18 protein-coding genes and 1 pseudogene are annotated in these 21362 nt (G+C 75.5%); 12 read left to right on the forward strand and 7 right to left on the reverse strand.

Annotated features, from left to right (window positions below):
* Positions 1 to 36 precede the first annotated feature (36 nt).
* Positions 37 to 1671 (forward strand): phosphoglucomutase (alpha-D-glucose-1,6-bisphosphate-dependent), encoded by a 1635-nt coding sequence (gene pgm, locus HLV61_RS16885; RefSeq protein ID WP_369257473.1) that lies wholly within the window; start codon positions 37 to 39, stop codon positions 1669 to 1671.
* 101 nt (positions 1672 to 1772) lie between these two features.
* Here the strand turns inward: pgm and HLV61_RS16890 are convergent, their stop codons facing one another.
* Positions 1773 to 2282, reverse strand: coding sequence for a hypothetical protein (locus tag HLV61_RS16890; RefSeq protein ID WP_369257475.1), 510 nt, complete (start codon positions 2280 to 2282; stop codon positions 1773 to 1775).
* A 140-nt stretch (positions 2283 to 2422) separates the two neighbouring features.
* Between HLV61_RS16890 and HLV61_RS16895 the strand changes: the two genes are divergently transcribed.
* Entirely contained in the window at positions 2423 to 3145 is a 723-nt protein-coding gene (locus tag HLV61_RS16895; RefSeq protein ID WP_369257477.1) for a hypothetical protein, read from the forward strand.
* A 9-nt stretch (positions 3146 to 3154) separates the two neighbouring features.
* On the opposite strand, the gene HLV61_RS16900 is transcribed toward HLV61_RS16895, so the two are convergent.
* Positions 3155 to 4045 carry a diguanylate cyclase domain-containing protein gene (locus HLV61_RS16900; RefSeq protein ID WP_369257479.1) on the reverse strand — a complete coding sequence of 297 codons (891 nt, stop codon included), beginning with the start codon at positions 4043 to 4045 and terminating at the stop codon, positions 3155 to 3157.
* Positions 4046 to 4175: 130 nt separating this feature from the next.
* On the opposite strand from HLV61_RS16900, the gene HLV61_RS16905 reads away from it, so the two are divergent.
* Positions 4176 to 5120, forward strand: coding sequence for a hydroxymethylglutaryl-CoA lyase (locus HLV61_RS16905; protein ID WP_369257481.1), 945 nt, complete (start codon positions 4176 to 4178; stop codon positions 5118 to 5120).
* Positions 5117 to 5605, forward strand: coding sequence for a flavin reductase family protein (locus tag HLV61_RS16910; protein ID WP_369257483.1), 489 nt, complete (start codon positions 5117 to 5119; stop codon positions 5603 to 5605). The genes HLV61_RS16905 and HLV61_RS16910 overlap by 4 nt, the downstream gene beginning before the upstream one ends.
* 18 nt (positions 5606 to 5623) lie before the next feature.
* Here HLV61_RS16910 and HLV61_RS16915 read toward each other — a convergent pair whose 3' ends face one another.
* From HLV61_RS16915 to HLV61_RS16925, 3 genes are all read right to left on the reverse strand, one after another.
* A complete protein-coding gene (locus tag HLV61_RS16915) occupies positions 5624 to 8017 on the reverse strand; it encodes a SpoIIE family protein phosphatase (protein ID WP_369257485.1) in 2394 nt (797 codons plus the stop codon).
* Between the two features lie 992 nt (positions 8018 to 9009).
* Complete coding sequence (locus HLV61_RS16920) at positions 9010 to 9474, reverse strand: hypothetical protein (protein WP_369257487.1); 465 nt, start codon at positions 9472 to 9474, stop codon at positions 9010 to 9012.
* Positions 9467 to 9832 carry a hypothetical protein gene (locus HLV61_RS16925; protein WP_369257489.1) on the reverse strand — a complete coding sequence of 122 codons (366 nt, stop codon included), beginning with the start codon at positions 9830 to 9832 and terminating at the stop codon, positions 9467 to 9469. The genes HLV61_RS16920 and HLV61_RS16925 overlap by 8 nt, the downstream gene beginning before the upstream one ends.
* A gap of 62 nt (positions 9833 to 9894) precedes the next feature.
* Between HLV61_RS16925 and HLV61_RS16930 the strand changes: the two genes are divergently transcribed.
* A complete protein-coding gene (locus HLV61_RS16930; RefSeq protein ID WP_369257491.1) occupies positions 9895 to 10710 on the forward strand; it encodes a PaaX family transcriptional regulator C-terminal domain-containing protein in 816 nt (271 codons plus the stop codon).
* Between the two features lie 25 nt (positions 10711 to 10735).
* Here the strand turns inward: HLV61_RS16930 and HLV61_RS16935 are convergent.
* Positions 10736 to 11632 (reverse strand): annotated as a pseudogene (locus tag HLV61_RS16935) (aldo/keto reductase); the annotation flags it as partial.
* An 885-nt stretch (positions 11633 to 12517) separates the two neighbouring features.
* Complete coding sequence (locus HLV61_RS16940) at positions 12518 to 13189, reverse strand: peptidyl-tRNA hydrolase (protein ID WP_369257493.1); 672 nt, start codon at positions 13187 to 13189, stop codon at positions 12518 to 12520.
* 135 nt (positions 13190 to 13324) lie between these two features.
* Between HLV61_RS16940 and HLV61_RS16945 the strand changes: the two genes are divergently transcribed.
* The 7 genes from HLV61_RS16945 to HLV61_RS16975 all read left to right on the forward strand — a co-directional run.
* Positions 13325 to 15106 (forward strand): N-acetylglutaminylglutamine amidotransferase, encoded by a 1782-nt coding sequence (locus HLV61_RS16945; RefSeq protein WP_369257495.1) that lies wholly within the window; start codon positions 13325 to 13327, stop codon positions 15104 to 15106.
* A 10-nt stretch (positions 15107 to 15116) separates the two neighbouring features.
* The gene (ngg, locus tag HLV61_RS16950; protein WP_369257497.1) at positions 15117 to 16877 is read left to right on the forward strand and encodes an N-acetylglutaminylglutamine synthetase; all 1761 of its coding nucleotides are present in this window, start codon (positions 15117 to 15119) and stop codon (positions 16875 to 16877) included.
* A gap of 81 nt (positions 16878 to 16958) precedes the next feature.
* Positions 16959 to 17336 carry a fluoride efflux transporter CrcB gene (gene crcB / locus HLV61_RS16955; protein WP_369257499.1) on the forward strand — a complete coding sequence of 126 codons (378 nt, stop codon included), beginning with the start codon at positions 16959 to 16961 and terminating at the stop codon, positions 17334 to 17336.
* Complete coding sequence (locus HLV61_RS16960) at positions 17333 to 17683, forward strand: fluoride efflux transporter FluC (RefSeq protein WP_369257501.1); 351 nt, start codon at positions 17333 to 17335, stop codon at positions 17681 to 17683. Before crcB ends, HLV61_RS16960 begins: the two co-directional genes overlap by 4 nt.
* An 84-nt stretch (positions 17684 to 17767) precedes the next feature.
* Positions 17768 to 19159 (forward strand): alpha,alpha-trehalose-phosphate synthase (UDP-forming), encoded by a 1392-nt coding sequence (locus HLV61_RS16965; RefSeq protein WP_369257503.1) that lies wholly within the window; start codon positions 17768 to 17770, stop codon positions 19157 to 19159.
* The gene (gene otsB / locus HLV61_RS16970; RefSeq protein ID WP_369257505.1) at positions 19156 to 19896 is read left to right on the forward strand and encodes a trehalose-phosphatase; all 741 of its coding nucleotides are present in this window, start codon (positions 19156 to 19158) and stop codon (positions 19894 to 19896) included. Before HLV61_RS16965 ends, otsB begins: the two co-directional genes overlap by 4 nt.
* Positions 19897 to 20202: 306 nt before the next feature.
* On the forward strand, positions 20203 to 21362 hold a 1160-nt coding region (locus HLV61_RS16975), incomplete at its 3' end, for a methyl-accepting chemotaxis protein (protein WP_369257507.1).

Here is a 21362-nt window from a genome sequence, read left to right on the forward strand (position 1 = left end):
CGCCGTGAGAGGGCCGGTCAGGCCAGGATCACGGGCGTGACCGATCCCCGCGCCGGCCAGCCGGCCTCCCCAGCCGACCTGGTCGACGTCGCCTCGCTGGTGACCGCGTACTACACCCTGGTGCCCGACCCGGCCGAGCCGGCGCAGCGGGTGTCCTTCGGGACCTCCGGGCACCGGGGGTCGTCGTTCGACACCGCGTTCAACGAGGCGCACATCCTGGCCACCACGCAGGCCATCTGCGAGTACCGGGCGGCCCAGGGGTACGACGGCCCGCTGTTCCTCGGCCGGGACACCCACGCGCTGTCGGAGCCGGCGTGGGCCAGCGCGCTGGAGGTGCTGGCGGCCAACGACGTGACCGTGCTGGTCGACGCCGCCGGCCGGTACACGCCCACCCCGGCGGTCAGTCACGCGATCCTCACCGCCAACCGGGGGAGGAGCTCCGGGCCGGCCGACGGCATCGTCGTCACCCCCTCGCACAACCCGCCCCGCGACGGCGGCTTCAAGTACAACCCGCCGTCGGGTGGCCCGGCCGACACCGACGCGACCTCGGTGATCGCCGCGCGGGCCAACGAGCTGCTCGCCTCCGGCCTCGACGGCGTGCGGCGGATCCCCTTCCCCCGGGCGCACGCCGCCGCGCAGCGCTACGACTTCGTGGGCACCTACGTCGACGACCTCCCGTCGGTGCTCGACCTCGACGCGGTCCGCTCGGCCGGCGTGCGCATCGGCGCTGACCCGCTGGGCGGGGCGAGCGTCGACTACTGGGCCGCGATCGCCGAGCGGCACCGCCTCGACCTGACCGTGGTGAACCCGCTGGTCGACCCCACCTGGCGGTTCATGACGCTGGACTGGGACGGCAAGATCCGCATGGACTGCTCGTCGCCGTCGGCCATGGCCTCCCTGATCGGCAAGCGCGCCGACTACGCGATCGCCACGGGCAACGACGCCGACGCCGACCGGCACGGCATCGTCACCCCCGACGCCGGGCTGATGAACCCCAACCACTTCCTCGCCGTCGCCATCTCCCACCTGTTCGCGCACCGCCCGGAGTGGGGCGCCGACGTCGCCGTCGGCAAGACGCTGGTGTCGTCGTCGCTCATCGACCGGGTGGTCGAGGGCCTCGGGCGGCGGCTGGTGGAGGTGCCGGTCGGGTTCAAGTGGTTCGTGCCCGGGCTGCTCGACGGGTCGGTCGGCTTCGGTGGCGAGGAGTCGGCGGGGGCCTCGTTCCTGCGCCGCGACGGCCGGGTGTGGACGACGGACAAGGACGGCCTCCTGCTGGCGCTGCTGGCCGGCGAGATCCAGGCGGTCACCGGCAGCTCGCCGTCGCAGCTGCACGCGGACCTGGTCGCGCGGTACGGCGAGTCGGCCTACGCGCGGGTGGACGCCCCCGCGACCCGCGAGCAGAAGGCCGCGCTGGGGAAGCTGTCGCCCTCCGACGTCACCGCCACCGAGCTGGCCGGCGAGCCGATCACCGCCAAGCTCACCGCCGCCCCGGGCAACGGCGCCGCGATCGGCGGCCTCAAGGTGGTCACCGAGAACGCCTGGTTCGCCGCGCGCCCGTCGGGGACCGAGGACGTCTACAAGGTCTACGCCGAGTCCTTCCAGGGCCCCGAGCACCTCGCCCGCGTGCAGGAGGAGGCCCGCGCCGTCGTCGGCGCCGCCCTCGGCGCCTGACCCCAGCGGCAGGAACGGTCATCCCTGCCGCCCTCAGCAGGCGGCGAGGGCCGCGCGGACCCGCTGGACGACGGCGTCCAGCGCGCGGAGGTCGGCCGCACTCAGGCGGATGACCCGCCACCCGGCGGCCAGCAGTCGGGCGTGGCGCTCGTCGTCCCGCACGATCCGGACGCCGTCGAAGTGGTGCTCGCCGTCGTACTCGCCGGCCAGCCGCAGCTCCGGGAAGGCGAGGTCGACCGGGCGACGAACCGGCCGCCGTGCCGGACCTCGAACTGGGTCGCGGGGGTGCGCCGGCCGTGACCAGGGCTCCGCGCACGCGGGACTCCGGACCCGACGTCCGGCGGCCGCAGGACCGTGGCCGGGTCCCCGGGCCCGGGCCACGGGGCGCCGTACCAGCCCGCGGCCGAGCCCCCACCCAGGACGGCGCCGGGCGGCAGGAGGAGCGCCACCGCCTCGCAGCGCAGCCGGTGGTCGAGGGGCAGGGCCGGATCGGCGTACACGCCCTGCACCACGCGGCGGAACGACCGCAGCTGCCGGGGGGTGAGGTCGCCGGCGGACACCGCGTGGCTGCCGAGGAACACGCCGGTGACCAGGTGAGCGGGGCTGGGCATCGGCGGAGACTGCCCTGGACCGGACGGATCCCGCTCCCGTCGTCCACAGGTGCGGCAGGAACGGCCATGTCCGCCGCTTCCGGGTGTGGACACGCGGGCCGCGCACCGGGGAGCAGCCGGTGCGTCGGCAGACTGGGGGCATGACCGGCCAGCCGTACGAGCAGGAGTGGGACGCCGTCCCGCCCGGGTCCGTCCCGCCGCCCCCGCCGTACGGCGCGCCGTCCGCACAGGGCCAGCCGCCGGCGTACGGCCAGCCCGCGCCGTACGGCGCCGTGCCCCCCTACGGCGCCGTACCCCCGTACGGCGCGGTGCCCCTCCATGGCGCGGTGCCCCCCTACGGCGCGGTGCCCCCCTACGGCGCCGCGCCCCCGTACGGCGCCGTGCCGCCCTACGTGCCCCCGTACGGGCAGCCGGCGCCCTACGGCCCGGGCTGGGCGCCGGTCCCGCCGGCCTGGCCGGACGGCCCCGGGCGGCCGGGGTCGGCGACGACCGCGGCCGTGCTCGGTTTCGTCACGGGCGGGCTGACCGCGCTGGTGTCGCTGGCCTTCCTCGTCGCGGTGCTCACCGGCGAGGAGGACGACCCGATCACCATCACGCTGCTGCTGGGCCTCCCCTGCGCCGCCGGGCTGATCACCGGGGCGGCGCGGCTGCTCGGCCGGTGCTCTCCCGTCGTCCTGTTCGCGTCGGCGCTGGCCTCGGTCGTCGTGCTGTTCCTCGCCCTCGTGGTCGGGGCGGCGAGCCAGGACGCCGACAGCATCGTCGGGTTCACCGTCTTCCTCGTCCTGGCGCTCCCGCTGCCGGTGGTCACGGCGGTCTTCGCCCGGCTGCCGCGGACGGTGGGCTGGGCCGGCTCCCGCCCCTGACCGGAGCTGTCAGCGGCGACTGGCCTTGTCGGCGTACATCGCCGCGTCGGCCTCGCGGACCACCGCCTCCTGCGCCACCTCGGGGTCGACCCCGCCGTCGACCGAGCCGATGCCGATGCTCAGGCCCACCGGCACGGTGGTCGCGCCGATGGTCAGGTTGCCGGGGAGCGCCTCGCGCAGCCGGGTGGCCAGCACCTCCGCGTCGGCCCGCTCGGTGTTCTCGCAGACGACGGTGAACTCGTCGCCGCCCAGCCGCGCCGCGGTGTCGCTGGCGCGCAGCACCGACGTCAGGTGACCCGCCACCGCCACGAGGACGGCGTCACCGGTGGGGTGGCCGAACTCGTCGTTGACCGCCTTGAACCCGTCGAGGTCGAGGGCCAGGACGCAGGTGGGCGTGTGCTCGCGGTGCCCCCGCTCCAGGGCGTGACGCAGCCGGTCGCGGAACAGCAGCCTGTTGGGCAGCCCGGTGAGCGGGTCGTGCGCGGACAGGTGCAGCAGCCGCGCCTCCAGCGCCTTGCGGTCGGTGACGTCCTCCACGACCAGCACCAGGTGCGGCGGCGTGCCGCTCGGCGTGCCGTCGACCCAGGACGCCGTCACCTGCACCGGCACGACCACGCCGTCGGACCGCACCAGCCGGCACTCGTGCCGGGTGCGCCCGTGGGTCTCCCGCAGGTCGCTGCAGACGGCGAGCGCACCGGGCAGGTCCTCGGGATGGGTGACGGCGAACAGCGTCGAGCCGCGCATCGTCGCGGAGTCCAGCCCGAGCAGGTCGCCGAGCGCGGTGTTGGCCTCGAGGAGCACTCCCTCGGGCGTGGCCAGCGCCACGCCCATCGGTGAGTTGGTGAACGCACTCCCCAGGTCCGCGGGCGGCAGGGTGCCCATGGCCTCGCTGACGTCCACGGTCCCCACCTCTCCCTCAACTCGGTTGTACCCACCCCACTCTTTACCGGATGGGTTCCACGTGGAACCTGTTCGGCAGGCAGGATGGTCGGGGTTCCCCCGTCCAGGCGAGCAGACAGGAGGGCAGCCGGTGTCATCGGACTTCGACCTGGTGCTGCCGACGTCCGTGGACGTCCGTGAGGTCGGCATGCGCGACGGCCTGCAGCTGGAGGCCCCCGTCCCGCTCGAGGGCAAGCTGGCGATGCTCGAGGCGCTGGTGGCCACCGGCGTGCGCCGCATCGAGGTCACCTCGTTCGTCTCCCCGAAGGCCGTGCCGGCGCTGGCCGACGCCGACCGGGTGGCCGCCGAGCTGTCCCGCTGGCCGGGCGTGCACTGGTCGGCACTGGTGGCCAACCCCCGGGGCGCCGTCCGTGCCGTCGACGCCGGGATGGCCGACCTCGAGCTGGTGGTGTCGGCCTCCGACGGGCACAGCCGCGCCAACGCCGGCCGCTCGACCGCGGAGGCCCTCGCGGGCGTGGGCGAGGTGGCCGCCCTCGCGCACGGGGCGGGCGGCTCGCTGGAGGTCGTCGTCGCCACCGCCTGGGACTGCCCCTTCGACGGGCGCACCCCCATCGCCCGCACCGTCGACGTCTGCCGCGCCGCGGTCACCGCCGGCGCCGACGCGCTGTGCCTGGGCGACACGATCGGGACGACGACGCCGGCCCGCGTGGTCCGCCTGCTGCACGCCGTCCGCCGCGCCTGCCCCGGGACGCCGGTCGCCGTCCACTTCCACGACACGCGGGGCACCGGGCAGGCCAACGCGCTGGCCGCCGTCCAGGCCGGGGTCACCCAGCTCGACGCCTCGATCGGCGGGCTCGGCGGCTGCCCGTTCGCGCCGGGCGCCAGCGGCAACATCGCCACCGAGGAGCTCGTCTACTGGCTCGAGGAGTCCGACGTGGCCACCGGGATCGACCTGGACGCGCTGCTGGCCGCCGCGCGGGTCACCGAGTCCGCGGTCGGCCACGAGCTGCCCGGCTCCCTCTACCGGGCCGGGGGGCGTTCCGTGCCGCGCTCCGCCGTGGGGGACCCGGCGTGACCGGTCCCGTGGACGTCGTCGACCCCCGGGTCATGCGCGACGTGCTCGGGCACTTCGCCTCCGGTGTCACCGTGGTCACCGCCGACACCGACGCCGGCCCGATCGGCTTCACCTGCCAGTCCTTCAGCTCGCTGTCGCTGGACCCGCCGCTCGTGGCGCTGGCGCCGGCCCGCACGTCGAGCACCTGGCCGCGGCTGCGCGACATCGGCCGCTTCTGCGTCAACGTGCTCGCCGAGGACCAGTCGGAGCTGTCGGCCGCCTTCGCGCGGTCGGGCACCGACAAGTTCGCCGGCGTCCCCTGGCGGCCCAGCCGGCACGGCTCGCCCGTGCTCGAGGGCGTCGTGGCGTGGATCGACTGCACGTTGTGGGCCGAGTACGACGGCGGTGACCACACGATCGTCGCCGCCCGGGTGCTCGACCTCGGCGCCGAGCCCGGCCGCCGGCCGCTGCTGTTCCACCGCGGCGGCTACGGTCTGGCCGACTGAGGGACCCTGCGGAGGGGCCTACAGGAAGCGGACGGCGATCAGCGCGACGTCGTCGCGGCCGTCGAGGGTGCCGCTGACCGCGGCGTCGCACAGGTCGCGCGGCGAGGCGTCGGCCGGGGTGGCCGCCAGCCGCTCCACCAGCGCCGCGATGCCCTGGTCGAGGTCCGACCCGGGCGACTCCACCAGCCCGTCGGTGTAGGCGAGGACGGTCGAGCCAGGGGTCAGCTCCATCGTGCGGGTGGCCCGCTCGGCGTCGACGTCGACGCCCACGAGCAGGCCGGTGACGCCGTCGACCGGCCGCACGTGCCCGTCGGGCGAGCGCAGGACCACCGGCGGGTGACCGGCGTTGGCCATCTGCACGGTCCAGTTCCCCCCGGGCTCGGCCGGCGGGACGGCACGCAGGTAGGCCATCGTCGCCAGCGACGCGACCCGCAACCCCTGCACCAGCCGGTCGACCCGGGTCAGCACCGTGCTGGGGTAGGGGTCCGGGGCGTCCCACAGGCAGGCGCGGATCAGCCCGCGCAGGTGCCCCATGGCGGCGGCCGCGGCCACGTCGTGGCCGGCGACGTCGCCGATCACCATGCCCACCGACCCGTCGGGCAGCTGCAGGAGGTCGTAGAAGTCCCCGCCGACGTCGGCGGCGGTGGACGCGCTGACGTAGTGCGCGGCCGCCTCCAGGCCCGCGACGTCGGGCAGGTCGGGCAGCAGCGACCGCTGCAGGGTGTCGGCGACGGCGTGCTCCTGCTGGTAGAGGCGCACGTTGTCCATGACCAGGGCGGCGCGCCGGGCGAGGTCCTCGACCAGGCTGACGTCGTCGGGCGTGAAGGGGCGCTCCGGTGAGCTGCGCACCAGCGTGATCGCACCCCGGGTCCGCCGGCGGGCCACCATCGGCGCGCTCAGCGACGACACCGCCCCCAGTCGCCCGGCGATCTCCTGGGCCACCGGGGAGGCCATCACGCCGTCCAGCCGGCCGGTCAGGTGCTCGACGAGCACCGCGCGCGAGGTGGTGATGCTGCGCCGGCTCGGCGAGTCGGGTGGCAGCCGGATCGACTGGCCGGCCTCGAACCGGCGCAGGTCGGTCCGTTGCCGCTCGCGGTCGCGGGAGGCCTGCTCGCGGACCTCCCCGGCCTCGTCGACGAGGGTGATGACCACCCAGTCGGCCAGCTGCGGGACGCACAGCGTGGCCAGCCGGTCGAGCAGGTCGGCGACGTCGAGGGTGGCGATGAGGGTGCTGGTGGCCTCGGCCATCAGCGCGAGCCGGGCCTGCGCGCCCTCGGCCTCGCGCTGGGCGCGCTCGGCGTCGGCCCGCGCCTGCTCGGCCACCGCGCGGGCCAGCTCGGCCTCCTGCCGGGCGGCCCGCTCGGCGGCGAACGCGGCCTCCCGCTCGGCCTCGACCCGCACCCGCTCGGTGACGTCGGTCTGCACGCCGACGAAGCTGACCAGCTCGCCCTCGCCGTCGAAGACCGGGCTGACGGCGAGCTGGTTCCAGAACGCCGTGCCGTCGCGGCGGTGGTTGAGCAGCGTGACCGTGACCGCCTCCTGCGCGGCCAGGGCGGTGCGGATCTGGTCGACGGTCGCCGGGTCGGTGTTCGAGCCCTGCAGGAACCGGCAGTTGCGGCCGACCGCCTCCTCGTAGGAGTAGCCGGTGATCCGGCTGAACGAGGGGTTGACCCACACCAGCGGGTCGTCCGCCTGGCGGGGGTCGGTGATCGTGAACGCGATGTCGGTGGCCACCACGGCCCGCTCGCGCAGCGCCTGCAGCTCGGCGTCGGCGTCGGCGCTGCCGGCCACGCTCTCGACCTCGAGCAGCACGACCAGCGACAGCGCCTGCGTGCTGCCGGGCTGGGACAGAGGGAAGCCGGTCACCCACAGCAGCCGGCTCTGCTCGCCGTCCCTGCCCGACGCCCGCCGCTCGTCGGTGCTGCGCCCGGGCGAGAGCCGCACCGCCTCGCCGGTGACCGGCAGCCCCTGCGCCACGAGGGACAGCGGGCCGCTGGTGCGGGCCAGCGGCGCACCGCCGAGGTCGGTGAGGCCGGCCGAGGCCCCCCACGTGTCGACGTCCACCGGGAGGCGGACGTTGCCGGCCATCTCGACCGCCGCGGTGTTGGCGTAGGTGACCGCGCCGGACTTCTGGTCGATGAGCAGCACCGCGATCGGGGCGTCGGACAGCACTGCCGGCAGGGCGGTGGACGCGGAAGGCGACTCGCCCTGCTCGGAGAGGACGGCGGTGGCGGCGCTGACGATGCCGGCCTGCCGGCCGCCCTCGGCGCCGGGCGACGTGGCCTCGGCCATCGCGGCGCGCGTCCGCGCGGGGATGCCGTCGGCCGGCGGGGCGTCGGTCGGAGCGGTCGCGCCGGGGAAGACACCAGGTGGAGGGGCCTGCCCCGTTCGCGGGCGGTCGTCCGATCGCACGCAACCAATCTACCGGCCGTCGCAGGTCGGCCGCTCTCGACCGTGAGGGTGACCTCGCCCGGGCAGGTGTGCCCGGCTCCCAGGAGGGCACCTCAGACGCCGAACGCCTCGGGAGGGAGACGACATGGGACTGCTCGACCGGCTCCTGGGCCGGCGCCGCGCGCCGGAGACCTCGGGCTACGGGGGGTACGACGGCTACCGCGCGCCGCAGCCCCCACCTGCTCCCCCGGCGGCCGGGCAGCGCGCGCCGCTGACCGACCAGCAGGCCGTCGAGCGCTACCGCTACCTGCTGCGCACCGCGCCGCCCGACCAGATCGAGCAGGCGCACGCGGAGGCCTTCGGCCAGCTCACCCCGCAGCAGCGGCAGGAGGTGCTCACCCAGCTCGCGGCCGGGGTGCCGGCGTCCGAGCGTCCCCGCAGCGACGACGCGCAGACCCTCGCGCGGGTGGCCACCCGTGCCGAGCTGCGCCAGCCGGGGTTCCTCGAGCGGACCTTCGGTGCGTACGGCGGCGGGCCCGGCTACGGCCCGGGCCACGGCGGCGGCGGGTACGGCGGCGGCGGGTACGGGCCCGGCTACGGCCCGGGCTACGGCGGCGGTCACGGCGGCGGCTACGGGCGCGGGATGGGCGGGTTCGGCGGCGCGATCGGCGGCAGCCTGCTCGGCACCATCGGCGGCCTCGTCGTCGGGACCGCCGTGGCCGACGCGCTGTTCGACACCGGTCTCGGTGACGGCGGCCTGTTCGGCGGCGGCGACGAGGAGGCCCACGCCGAGGGCTACCAGGACGGTGCGGGGGCCGACGGCGGCGGGGACGGTGGCGGGGACGCCGGTGGCGGCGACTACGCGGCGGGCGACGGCGGCTACGGCGGGGACCCGGGCGCCGACTTCGCCGGCGGGGCCGACAACGGCTACGACGGCGGGGACTACGACGGCGGGGACTACGGCGGCGGGGACTTCGGGGGCGGGGACTTCGGGGGCGGCTCGCCGAGGTCGCTCAGGCCCGGCCGGGACCGTCGTCCGGGGCGGTCCCGGCGGCCTCCTCGGCGGCGACCTCCGACTGGTGGCGCAGCCACAGCAGGCCCAGCACCGGCAGCACCAGCGGCACGAACCCGTAGCCGCGGCCGAACGCCGACCAGACCGTCTCGTCGGGGAAGGCCGCCCGGTCCAGCAGCGACAGCGTGCCCACCACCAGGACGCCGGCCAGTTCGATGGAGCAGGCGACGACGGCGGTCCGCCGTCCACCCCGCCCGCCGCGGGCCAGCCCGACGGTGGCCACCACGTAGACCACCGCCGCCAGCGCCGACAGCAGGTAGGCCACCGGCGCCTCGCTGAACTTGGTCGCCACCTGGATCGTGGCCCGCGCGCCCGCGGCCAGCGCGAAGACGGCGTAGACCCCCACCAGCACCCGCCCCGGGCCGGCGGCGGTGCCGCCGGGCCCGGTTCCGACCGGCTCAGACACCCGGGGCCTCCCACAGCTGGACCAGCCGCCAGATCATCACGGCCGTGACCAGCGAGGCCACCGCCAGCACCGTCCCGGCCCACCGGCTGGGCTCGGTCCGCGACCACAGCACGCCGGCCACCGGCAGCAGGACGACGCCGGCGAGGTAGCCCACGAAGGTCGCCGTCTCGGGGGGCCGCTGCCCGCCGGCCAGCGCCGCCGCCGCCACCACCGCCTGGACGACGAGCAGCACCTCGAGCACCGCGGCACCGGCCAGGTGGAGCAGGCCGATCCGGCGGCGGGCCAGCGTGGAGACCAGGCCGGCGAGCGCCACGAGGACGGCGACCGTCGTGGCCGACCAGACGAGGAAGGGGGTCATCGCCTCCATGATCGCGCGTCCGCCGCGCGAGCCGGTTGCGGGCAGGGGGTAGTGATGGGGGCATGACCGTCCGTGACCTGGTGGTGGACCTCTGCACCGAGCACCTGGACGCCCTCGGCGGCGACCCGGTGTCCCTGCAGACGCTGGTCCGGCTGCTGGCCGCGTGCGGCGTCGCCGAGCCCAGCGCCCGCGTGGCCGCGGCGGCGCTGCGTCGCGCGGGGTGGCTGGGCGCCACACGGCGCGGACGGGAGACGCTGGTCCTGCCGACGGCGCTGCTGCGCGAGTCCGTGGCCGCCCGCGGCGAGCGCATCCAGCGGCGGCTGGACCCCTGGGACGGGCAGTGGCGGATGGTCGTCTACAGCGTCCCGGAGACCGACCGGGCGGCGCGCGAGCGGGTGCGCCGGGGCCTCGCCCGCGCCGGGTTCGGCCCGCTCGCCCCGGCCACCTGGGTGTCGCCGCACCCGTCGGCGCTCGACGAGGTGCACGCCGAGCTGGCCGGCGAGCGCACCTCGCGCCTGGACCTGCTGACCGCGCACGTGGCCGACCCGCGGCTGTCCGACGTCGACCTAGCCGCCCGCTGCTGGGACCTCCCCCGGCTGGCCGCCGCGTGGTCGCACGTGTTCGACCGGCTGTGCGCCGTCGCCGGACAGGTGCCCCAGGGCCCGGCCGCGCTGGCCCTGCACCTGCGGCTGCGCGCGGACCTCCGTGCGGTGCTCGCCGCGGACCCGCTGCTGCCCGCCGCCCTCCAGCCGCCGGGCTGGCCCGCGCGGGACGTCCGCGACGCGTGGGCCGACACCGGCGCCCGGCTGGCCGCCGCGGCCCGGGCGCACGTCGCCGACGTCCTCCGCTCCCCGGTGGTCAGGACCGCCGTCGCCTGAGAGGGGCCTTCGTAGCGCTATCGGCTCACCGGTGGACGCCGGACATGTCGGGGTAGCGGTCCCCCATCGCGGCGCCGACCGGAGCGGCCTCGTCGAGGCGGCGCAGGTCGTCCTCGCCGAGCCGGACGTCGGCGGCTGCGGCGTTCTCCTCCAGGTGGCGCACCCGCTTGGTGCCCGGGATCGGGACGACGGCCGGGTTGCCCGCGCGGTCGCTCTGCGCCATGACCCAGGCGAGCGCGAGCTGCGAGGCGGTGACGCCCTCCTCGTCGGCGATCTCGCGGACCCGGTCGACCAGCCGCAGGTTCTGCTCGAACGCCTCGCCCTGGAAGCGCGGGTTGTTGCGGCGGAAGTCGTCGGGGGCGAGGTCGTCGACGCTGCGGATCTGCCCCGACAGGAAGCCGCGGCCGATCGGTGAGTAGGCGACGAAGCCGATGCCGAGCTCGGCGCAGGTGGCCAGGACGCCGTCCTCCTCCGGATCGCGGCTCCACAGCGAGTACTCGGTCTGCACCGCCGCCAGGGGCTGGACGGCGTGCGCGCGGCGGATGGTCTCCGGCGCGGCCTCGGAGATGCCGGCGGCGCGGACCTTGCCCGCCTCGACCAGCTCGCCGATCGCGCCCCAGGTGTCCTCGACGGGGACCGTGGTGTCCACGCGGTGCTGGTAGTAGAGGTCGATGACGTCGACGCCGAGCCGCTGCAGCGAGGCGTCGCACGCCTGCCGCACGTACTCCGGCCGGCCGTTGATGCCGCGGAAGGAGCCGTCCTCGCCGCGCTCGTTGCCGAACTTGGTGGCCAGCACGACCTCGTCGCGGCGGCCGGCGATCGCCCGGCCCACGAGTCGCTCGTTGGTGAAGGGCCCGTACATGTCCGCGGTGTCGAGGAGGGTGACGCCGAGGTCGAGGGCCCGCCGGATCGTGCGCTCGGCCTCCGCCTGGTCGCCGGTCCCCTAGAACTCGCTCATCCCCATGCAGCCGAGCCCCATCGCGGGCACGGACAGGGACCCCAGGGTGCGTGTCTGCATGGCGCCGCTCCTGCCCACGGCCGGGAGCGACGAACCGGTCAGCGCCTCCCCACCCGCCGCACCGGGCAGACCACCGGTGTCCCCGACCTCGGGTCGCGCAGCACCATCGAACCGACGGTCGACGATCTCCTCGTTCCTCGCTCCCGACCTGCGGGAACCGTCGTACCCCGCCCGTGGGTTCGGGGTCGTGCAGGAGATCGCGGCGTACGTGTCGCCGGAGGAAGCGGGCGCTGGCCGGCTGGCTCGTCGAGCAGCCTGTACGACTCCAGCGCCTGCCGGTCGCGTCGCTGTCGCGCGAGCAGACGGCCGCCGAGCTGCAGCGCTCCAGGCCCCCAAGGCCATGGACGCGGCCTAGGAGGCCGAGCTGATCCTCGGCCTCGCCGACGGCTCCCCCGATGAGGACGACCCGCAGCCGGGCACTCCCGGCGCGCGGGCGCGCTCGTGGCCCCGATCCCGAGCTGCCCGGGGTCCCCGAGTCCTCCACGGCCGAGCTGGCGGTGATCCTCGACTGCGGCCGGCTGGCGGCCAGTCAGCGGGCGCACCGGGCGTGGACCCACCGCACCCACGCGCCGGCCACCTGGGCGGCGATGGCTGCCGGGCGGCTCGACGAGTACCGGGCGATGACGCTGGTCGACGTCCTGCGCACACCGACCCGGCGATCGCCCGGGCGGTGGAGGCCAGGCTGCGACCACCACCGCCGGCACCCGACCCACCGCCCTTTGGCATCCAACCGGACGACGACCCGCGTCCGTTCTGACCCGAGGTGACGGCCGGCCCTGCGGGGCGGTCCTACGCCCAGCGGGCCAGTGCCGTGCTGGTGCCGGGCGCCACCACGGTGAACCCGGCGTCGACGACCTCCACCGCGGCCCGTGGACGCAGCCGGGTCCAGCGGGCGACGTCCGGGTGCTCCACGGCCACCGGGAAGCCGGCCGCGGACCACACGCTCAGCCGTCGTGCGGGCATGCGCATCGCCGCCAGCTGCGCGGCGTGGCCGCAGGCCGCCGCGGCCTTGCCCAGCGGCAGGAACGGCTCCGGGCAGACCGACACCACGACGGGTCCGCCGGGCACCGGGTCGACCGTCCGCAGGACGTCCGGGTCCTCCAGCTCGCTGCCCGACAGCTGCAGCTTCGCCACCTCGGGCGGCATCTCGTCCAGTGCCGTCGGCACCAGCGCCCGCACCTCGGCCCCTGCCTCCGAGACGGTCACGCCCGGGAGGGTCTCCACCCGCTCCCAGGCCACTCCCCTCGCCCGCCGGCAGTGCTTGCGGATCGCCCCGTCGGTCCACCGCCGCACCCGCGGATGCCACTCCCCGCCCGGCAGCGCCCGGTCGTCGGCGAGCAGCCGCACGACCGCGACCGCCGCGGTCGTGCACACGGCGGTCCGGGTGGGCGGCGCGGACCTCTCGACGCGCACCACCAGCTGCATCGCCCAGGGCGCCTCGCCCGGCGGGTCCTCGGCCACGTCCCCACCCTGCAGACCGGGGGCGGCGGGCGGTTCGCCGGGTCCCGGTTCCACGTGGAACCGGGACGTGTGACGTCTCTGTGAACTCCTGCGGCCACGTCGCGTGAGCGGTCGGGCTGGGGTTGGATCGAATGCATGTGCGGCCTCTCGGGCGAGATCAGGTTCGACGGTTCCCTGGCCGACACCACCGCGGTGGCGCGGATGGTCGAGGCGCTGGTCCCCCGCGGACCGGACGGCCAGGGCCAGTGGAGCGCGGGCCGGGTGGCGTTCGGTCACCGCCGGCTGTCGGTCATCGACCTGTCGGCCAGCGGCTCCCAGCCGATGGTCGACAGCGAACTGGGCCTCGAGGCGGTCTTCAACGGCTGCATCTACGACTACAAGGAACTGCGCGCCGAGCTCGAGGGCCACGGCTACCGCTTCTTCTCCACCAGCGACACCGAGGTCCTGCTCAAGGGCTACCACCACTGGGGCGTCGACTTCGTCGACCACCTGCACGGGATGTTCGTCGTCGTCATCCACGAGCGGGACACCGGCCGGGTGGTCATGGCCCGCGACCGGCTGGGCATCAAGCCGCTCTACCTGTCCGAGACGCCGGGGCGGCTGCGGTTCGCCTCGTCGCTGCCGGCCCTGCTGCGCGCCGGCGACGTCGACACCTCCATCGACCCGGTCGCGCTGCACCACTACCTGACCTGGCACGCCGTCGTCCCGGCGCCGCGCACGCTGCTCAACGGCGTCCGCAAGCTGCCGCCGGCCACCGTCCGCGTCATCGAGGCCGACGGGACCAGCCGCGAGCACCGCTACTGGGAGCCCACCTACGAGCGGCGCCCCGAGCACTCCGGCTGGTCGGCCCGCGACTGGGAGGACGCGATCGAGGAGGCGCTGCGGGTCGCCGTCCGCCGTCGCCTGGTCTCCGACATCCCGGTCGGCGTGCTGCTGTCGGGCGGCCTGGACTCCAGCCTGATCGTCGGGCTGCTCGCCCAGGAGGGGCAGCGCGACCTCGCCACCTACTCGATCGGCTTCGAGACCGTCGGCGGGCACGCGGGCGACGAGTTCCGCTACTCCGACGTCATCGCCGAGCGGTTCGGGACCGACCACCACCGCATCCGCGTCTCCTCCGACGAGCTCGCCGCCGCGCTCGGGCACGCGATCGGCGCGATGGCCGAGCCGATGGTCAGCCACGACGTCGTCGCCTTCGACCTGCTGTCCGAGCGGGTCAGCCAGTCGATCCGGGTGGTGCAGTCCGGGCAGGGCGCCGACGAGGTGTTCGCCGGCTACCACTGGTACCCGCCGCTGGCCGACGTCGACCGCGACGAGGCCGTCGAGCGCTACGCGGGGGCCTTCTTCGACCGCCGCTCGGAGGACATGCGCGCGCTGGTCGGCGAGCGCTACGCCCCCGACGGCGACCCGAGCCTGGACTTCGTCCGCGACCACATGTCCCGGGCCGGCGCGCAGACCGCCGTCGACGCCGCGTTGCGCCTCGACAGCGAGGTCATGCTCGTCGACGACCCGGTCAAGCGGGTGGACAACATGTCCATGGCCTGGGGCCTGGAGGCCCGCGTGCCCTTCCTCGACCACGACCTCGTGGAGCTGGCCGCGGCCTGCCCGCCGGAGCTCAAGCTCGCCGACGGCGGCAAGGGCGTGCTCAAGGCGCTGGGCCGCCGGATCATCCCGCCGGAGGTCATCGACCGGCCCAAGGGCTACTTCCCCGTGCCGGCCATCACCCACCTCGAGGGCAAGGTCCTCGGGCTGGTGAAGGACGCGCTGTCCAGCGACGCGGCGCGGGAGCGGGCGCTGTTCCGTCCGGAGTACGTCTCCCGGCTGTTCGAGGACCCCAACGGCGAGCTGACGCCGCTGCGGGGGAACAAGCTCTGGCAACTCGGCCTGCTGGAGCTCTGGCTGCAGAACCACGGGGTCTGAGGAGGGCACCGTGGCGCCACCCCGGCTCGCCGGCCACCGCCGTCGCATGACGGTGGCCGGCACCCCCGACCTCACCGGCAGCAACTGGTCCCGGCCCTCCGAGCACCAGCTGGAGGGCATGGACAGCGACGTCGTGCTGGACCTCGCCTGGGGCCGGCTGGTCTTCGGCCAGACCTTCGCCGAGATGCGCAACATCCTCACCGCGCTGCGGGCCGAGGAGACCGGCCGGCGCGACATCTGCATCTACGCGCGCGACCCGCACGTCCTCGTGGGGCTGGCCCCCGACGAGCTGTTCATCGACCCCAGCTACACCTACCGGCTCGACCTGTACCGCTACCGGCCCCGTGCCGAGCTCATCCGCGGCGTCTTCGTGCGCACGGTGACCTCGCTGGAGGACATGCAGGCGATCAACGAGATCTACGCCCGCAACCGCATGGTGTCCGGCGACCCGGAGACCATGTGGGCCAACCACCGCACCCGCTGCTTCACCTACCTCGTCGCCGAGGACCGGCGGACGCGGCGGATCGTCGGCACGGTCACCGGGGTCGACCACGTGCTGGCCTTCGGCGACCCGGAGGGCGGCACGAGCCTGTGGTGCCTCGCCGTCGACGCCCAGAGCGCCCCGCCCGGCACCGGTGAGGCCCTGGTGCGGGTGCTGGCCGAGCGCTACGTCGGCCGCGGCCGCTCCTACGTCGACCTCTCGGTCATGCACGACAACTCCGGTGCCATCGCGCTGTACCGCAAGCTCGGCTTCGTCCGGGCGCCGGCGGTGTGCGTCAAGCGCAAGAACCCCATCAACACGCCCCTGTTCGCGGCCCGCCCGCCGGGGGTGAACCAGCTCAACCCCTATGCCCGGATCATCGCCGACGAGGCGCTGCGCCGCGGTATCCGCGTCGAGGTGACCGACGCCGAGTTCGGCGAGATGCGGCTGTCGCTCGGCGGGCGGCGGGTGCTCACCCGCGAGTCGCTGTCGGAGTTCACCACCGCCGTCGCCATGAGCCGCTGCGACGACAAGCGGGTGACCCGCCGGATCGTCGAGGCCGCCGGCGTGCGTGTGCCCCGCGGCGTCACCGTGCCCGAGGAGGACGCCGGCCCGGCGCTGGACCTGCTGGCCGTGTGCGGCGAGCTGGTGGTCAAGCCCGCCCGCGGCGAGCAGGGCAAGGGCATCACCGTGGGTGTGCGGACCGTCGAGGAACTCGACCGGGCCGTGGCCGCGGCGCGGCTGTTCTGCCCCGACGTGCTCGCCGAGGAACTGGTCGCCGGCGAGGACCTGCGCGTCGTCGTCATCGACCACCAGGTCGTCGCCGCCGCGGTGCGCAAACCCGCGGAGGTCGTCGGCGACGGCCGCCGTACGGTCACCGACCTCGTCCGCGAGACCAGCCGGCGCCGGGAGCGGGCCACCGGCGGGGAGTCGCGGATCCCGCTCGACGACGTCACCGCCGACGTCGTCCGGGCCGCCGGGTACGCCATGGACGACGTCCTCCCCCACGGCGAGCGGCTGCGCGTGCGGCGGACGGCGAACCTGCACACCGGCGGCACGATCGAGGACGTCACCGACCGGCTCGACCCGGCGATCGGCCAGGCGGCGGTGCGGGCCAGCCGCGCCATCGGCATCCCGGTCACCGGCATCGACTTCCTCGTCCCCGACGTCGAGGGCCCCGACGCGGTGTTCGTCGAGGCCAACGAGCGGCCCGGGCTGGCCAACCACGAGCCCCAGCCGACCGCCGCCCGCTTCGTCGACCTGCTCTTCCCCGAGACCCTCCGCCGGTGAGGGCGAACGAGGCATAGGAAGCTCTACGCACGTCTCGACCCCCGATACGTGGGGAGAGCTTCCTATGCCTCGGAGGTGCGGGTGGCGTACGTGCTCGCGGCGGTCGGCGGGGCGCTGGGGGCGCTGGCGCGGTGGGGCGTCGCCGGGGTACTCCCCTCCCCCGGCGGCGGCTGGCCGTGGGCGACGCTGCTCGTCAACCTCACCGGCTGCCTGCTGATGGGCGTCCTCCTCGGCGCGCTCGCCGGCCGCGACCCCGAGCCGGCGTGGGCGCGGCCGTTCCTCGCCGTCGGGGTGCTCGGGGGCTACACGACGTACTCGGCGTTCGCGGTGGAGGTCGTCGACCTCGCCGACGCCGGCGCGGTCGCCCGGGCGCTCGGCTACGTGCTCGTCTCGGTCCTCGGCGGCGTGCTCGCCGTCGCGGCCGGGGTCCGGGCGGTGCGCGGCCCGGGGCGCCGGTGACACCGCTGCTGGTCGCGGCCGGCGCGCTCGTCGGCGCTCCCCTGCGGCTGCTCGCCGTCCGGCTGGCGGGCCGGGCCCACCGGGACCCGGCGGCGGCCACGCTCGCCGTCAACGTCGCCGGCGCGGCGGTGCTCGGGGTGCTGCTGGGCCTGCGGGACGTGCCGGCCGGGGTCCTCGCCCTCGTCGGCACCGGCTTCTGCGGCACGCTGACCACGTTCTCCAGCTTCGGCGCCGACGTCGTCCGGCTGGTCGATGAGCGCGCCGTCGGCCGGGCGGTCGGCTACGTCGCGGCCACGCTCGTCGTCGGCCTCGCGGCCGCGGCCGCCGGCTACCTCCTCGTCCGCTGATCTGCCCCCCGCCCGCCCGGGGGTGCCTGACGGGCCCGTCCTGGATAGGGTCGGACCGGTATGGCCGGGTCAGACGCGAGAGACGTGCGAGCGGACAGCCCCGTCGTCGTCGTGGCCAACCGGCTGCCCGTCGACCAGGTGACCGACGCCGACGGGACGACGCGCTGGCAGCGCAGCCCCGGCGGCCTGGTCACCGCCCTCGAGCCCTTCGTCGCCGGCCGCGGCGGCGCGTGGGTGGGCTGGTCCGGCTCGGCCGGCGAGGCACCCGAGCCCTTCGAGTCCGGCGGGATGTCGCTGATCCCCGTCGAGCTCTCGGAGGAGGAGGTCGACCGCTACTACGAGGGCATGTCCAACGCCTCGCTGTGGCCGCTGTACCACGACGTGGTCGAGAAGCCGGAGTACCACCGCACCTGGTGGGACACCTACGTGCAGGTCAACAAGCGCTTCGCCGACCGTGCCGCGGAGGTCGCCGCCGACGACGCGATCGTCTGGGTGCACGACTACCAGCTGCAGCTGGTCCCGGCGATGCTGCGCCAGCGCCGACCCGACCTGACCATCGGCTTCTTCCTGCACATCCCGTTCCCGCCCTACGAGCTGTTCACCCAGCTGCCGTGGCGCTCGGCGATCGTCGAGGGCCTGCTCGGCGCGGACCTGGTCGGCTTCCAGCTGCCCAGCGCGGCGACCAACTTCGTCCAGCTGGCCCGGCGGCTGCACGAGCTGCCCACGCGCGGCCCGACGATCGAGTACGACGGCCGGACGGTGACCGCGCGGGCGTTCCCGATCTCCATCGACGTCGCCGCCTTCGACCAGCTGGCCTCCTCCCCGGAGGTCCTGGCCCGCGCCAAGGAGATCCGCGCCGAGATCGGCGACCCGGAGAAGATGATCCTGGGCGTCGACCGGCTCGACTACACCAAGGGCATCAGCGTCCGGCTCAACGCCTTCCAGGAGCTGCTCGAGGACGGAGTCGTCGAGGCGCCGGGCACGGTCCTGGTGCAGGTGGCCACCCCCAGCCGCGAGCGGGTCGAGCACTACGTGCACATGCGCGAGACGATCGAGCAGCAGGTCGGGCACATCAACGGGGTGTACGGCTCGATCGGCAGCCCCGCGGTGCACTACTTCAACCAGTCGATGCCGCGCGAGGAGCTCGCCGCCCTCTACCGCGCCGCCGACGTCATGCTGGTCACGCCCTACCGGGACGGCATGAACCTGGTGGCCAAGGAGTACGTCGCGGCGCGTTCCGACCACGGGGGCGCGCTCGTCCTGTCCGAGTTCGCCGGGGCCGCCGCCGAGCTCCGGCAGGCGTTCCTGGTCAACCCGCACGACATCGCCGGCGTCAAGAACCAGCTGTTGCGCGCGCTGCGGGTCGAGCCGGCCGAGGGCGCCCGCCGGATGCGCGCGATGCGCCGGTACCTGGTCAAGCACGACCTCGAGCACTGGGCGTCGTCGTTCTTCGACGCCCTGCGGGCCCAGGCGTGACGGTCCCCCCGGACCTCGCGACGGCGCTGACCGGTCTCGCCGGGCGCCGCCCGCTGCTGGTCGCCACCGACTACGACGGCGTGCTGGCCCCGCTGGTCGGCGACCCCGGTGCAGCGGTCCCCGTCCCCGGCGCCGCCGAGGCGCTCGCGGGGGTCGCCGCAGCCGACGGGGTGACCGTCGCGCTGGTGAGCGGCCGCGGCCTCGAGGACCTGCGGGCGGTCAGCGGCTTCGCCGGTCCCTACCGCTGGATCGGCAGCCACGGCGCCGAGTTCGACGGTCCGCTCACCGGGCAGCTGGCCGGCCGCCGCGACGCGCTGGCCGAGACGCTCGCGCCGCTGGTGGCCGCCGCCCCGGGTGCCCTGCTGGAGGTCAAGCCGGCCAGCGTCGCCGTCCACGTGCGGCAGGTCGCCGACCCCGCCGCGGCCGCCGCGCTGCTGGCGGCCGCTGATGCGGCCGTGGATCCGTCACTGACGAAGAAGCCGGGCAAGGCGGTGCTCGAGGTCGCGGTCACTGACGCCGACAAGGGCAGCGCCGTCACCCGGCTGCGCGGCGAGCTCGGCGCGGCCGCCGTCGTCTACCTCGGTGACGACCGCACCGACGAGGACGTCTTCACGAGGCTCGGCCCGGACGACGCCGGCATCAAGGTCGGTGAGGGCGAGACAGCCGCGCGGTACCGGGTGGCCGACCCCGGCGCCGTCGTCGCGGTGCTCCGGCAGCTGGCCGACCTGCTCGACTGACCCGCTCCCCCGGCGCGTCGCGGCGCGGCGGGAGGTGACCGTCCGCGGCGCGGGCGCCGACCGGTCGCTGCGCGGTCGACACGTCGCCCCTCCCCCGCTCCCGCCTGGCCGGAGGTCGCCGGCGGCCACCGGTCACCACCGGGTGCCGTCGACTCGGCGACGGCGGAGCGCAGGGTCCCCACCCGCCGCACAACGATCCGTCCGCCGCCGTTTCCCGTGCCGCGGCGTGGGCACCGCCGGCCGCCACCATTCCTCCTGCACGCCGGTCACCCCGCCGCAGCGTGCACAGGAGCCCTGGAGGCACTCGTGAGCGCCGCATCCCCCTCGCGTCCGGCCGGCTGGTTCGCCGACCGCCCGCTGTCGGTCAAGTTCGGCGCGCTGGTCGCCGTCGGCACGCTGTCGCTGGGCGGGCTGCTCGCCGCGACGACGCTCGGCCACGGCGCCGTCCGCGATCAGCAGCAGCGTGCGGAGGCGCTCAACGACGCGCAGGAGCTCGTGCTCCAGCTCGACACCCGCGCCAGCGAGCTCAAGGTCGACGGCTTCAAGGCCCTGGTCCGCCAGGTCCCCGCCGAGCAGCTGGCCGAGCTGGCCGACGACGTCGCGACCCCGGAGGCGCTGCTCGACGAGCTCGCGCAGATCGAGCTGACCGGAGACAGCGCAGCAGCCGTCGACGCCCTGCAGGGCTCCTACGGCGAGTACACCGACGCCATCACGGCCTTCGTCAACAGCGCGGTCGCCGACCAGGCCGGCATGCGGCCGCGCTGGGAGGACATCCAGACCGCCAACGACCTCACCGACGCCGCCGTCGGCGAGGCCAAGGACACCCTGCAGGCCGAGGCCGAGGCCGCCGCGGTGGAGCTCGAGGACACCGTCAGCCGGTACGAGTCGATCGCGTACCTGGTGGCCGCGATCGGCTTCCTGCTGCTCGTCGGGCTGAGCTGGCTGACCGCCCGCTCGGTGATCCGGCCGGTGCGCACAGTCCAGGCCTCCCTGGAGGCGCTCGCCGAGGGCGACCTGACCCGCGCCACCGGCATCCGGTCCCGGGACGAGGTCGGGCGGATGGCCGACGCCCTCGACCGCGCCCAGACGACCCTGCGCGAGGTGCTGGACACCGTCGCCGCCTCCGCCGATGCGGTGGCGGCCTCGAGTGAGGAGCTGTCGGCGTCCTCGGCGCAGATCTCGGCCTCGGCCGGCGAGACCTCCGCGCAGTCGGGTGTCGTGGCCACCGCCGCGGAGGAGGTCAGCCGGAACGTGCAGACCGTGGCGGCCGGCGCGGAGCAGATGGGCGCCTCCATCCGGGAGATCGCCACCAACGCCGCCGAGGCCAGCGCCGTCGCGGCCCGCGCGGTGACCGCGGCGGAGACCACCACCGCCACCGTCGCCAAGCTGGGCGAGTCCTCCGCCGAGATCGGCAACGTGGTGAAGGTGATCACCAGCATCGCCGAGCAGACCAACCTGCTGGCGCT

Source organism: Geodermatophilus amargosae (assembly GCF_041028265.1).
GTDB lineage: Bacteria > Actinomycetota > Actinomycetes > Mycobacteriales > Geodermatophilaceae > Geodermatophilus > Geodermatophilus amargosae_A.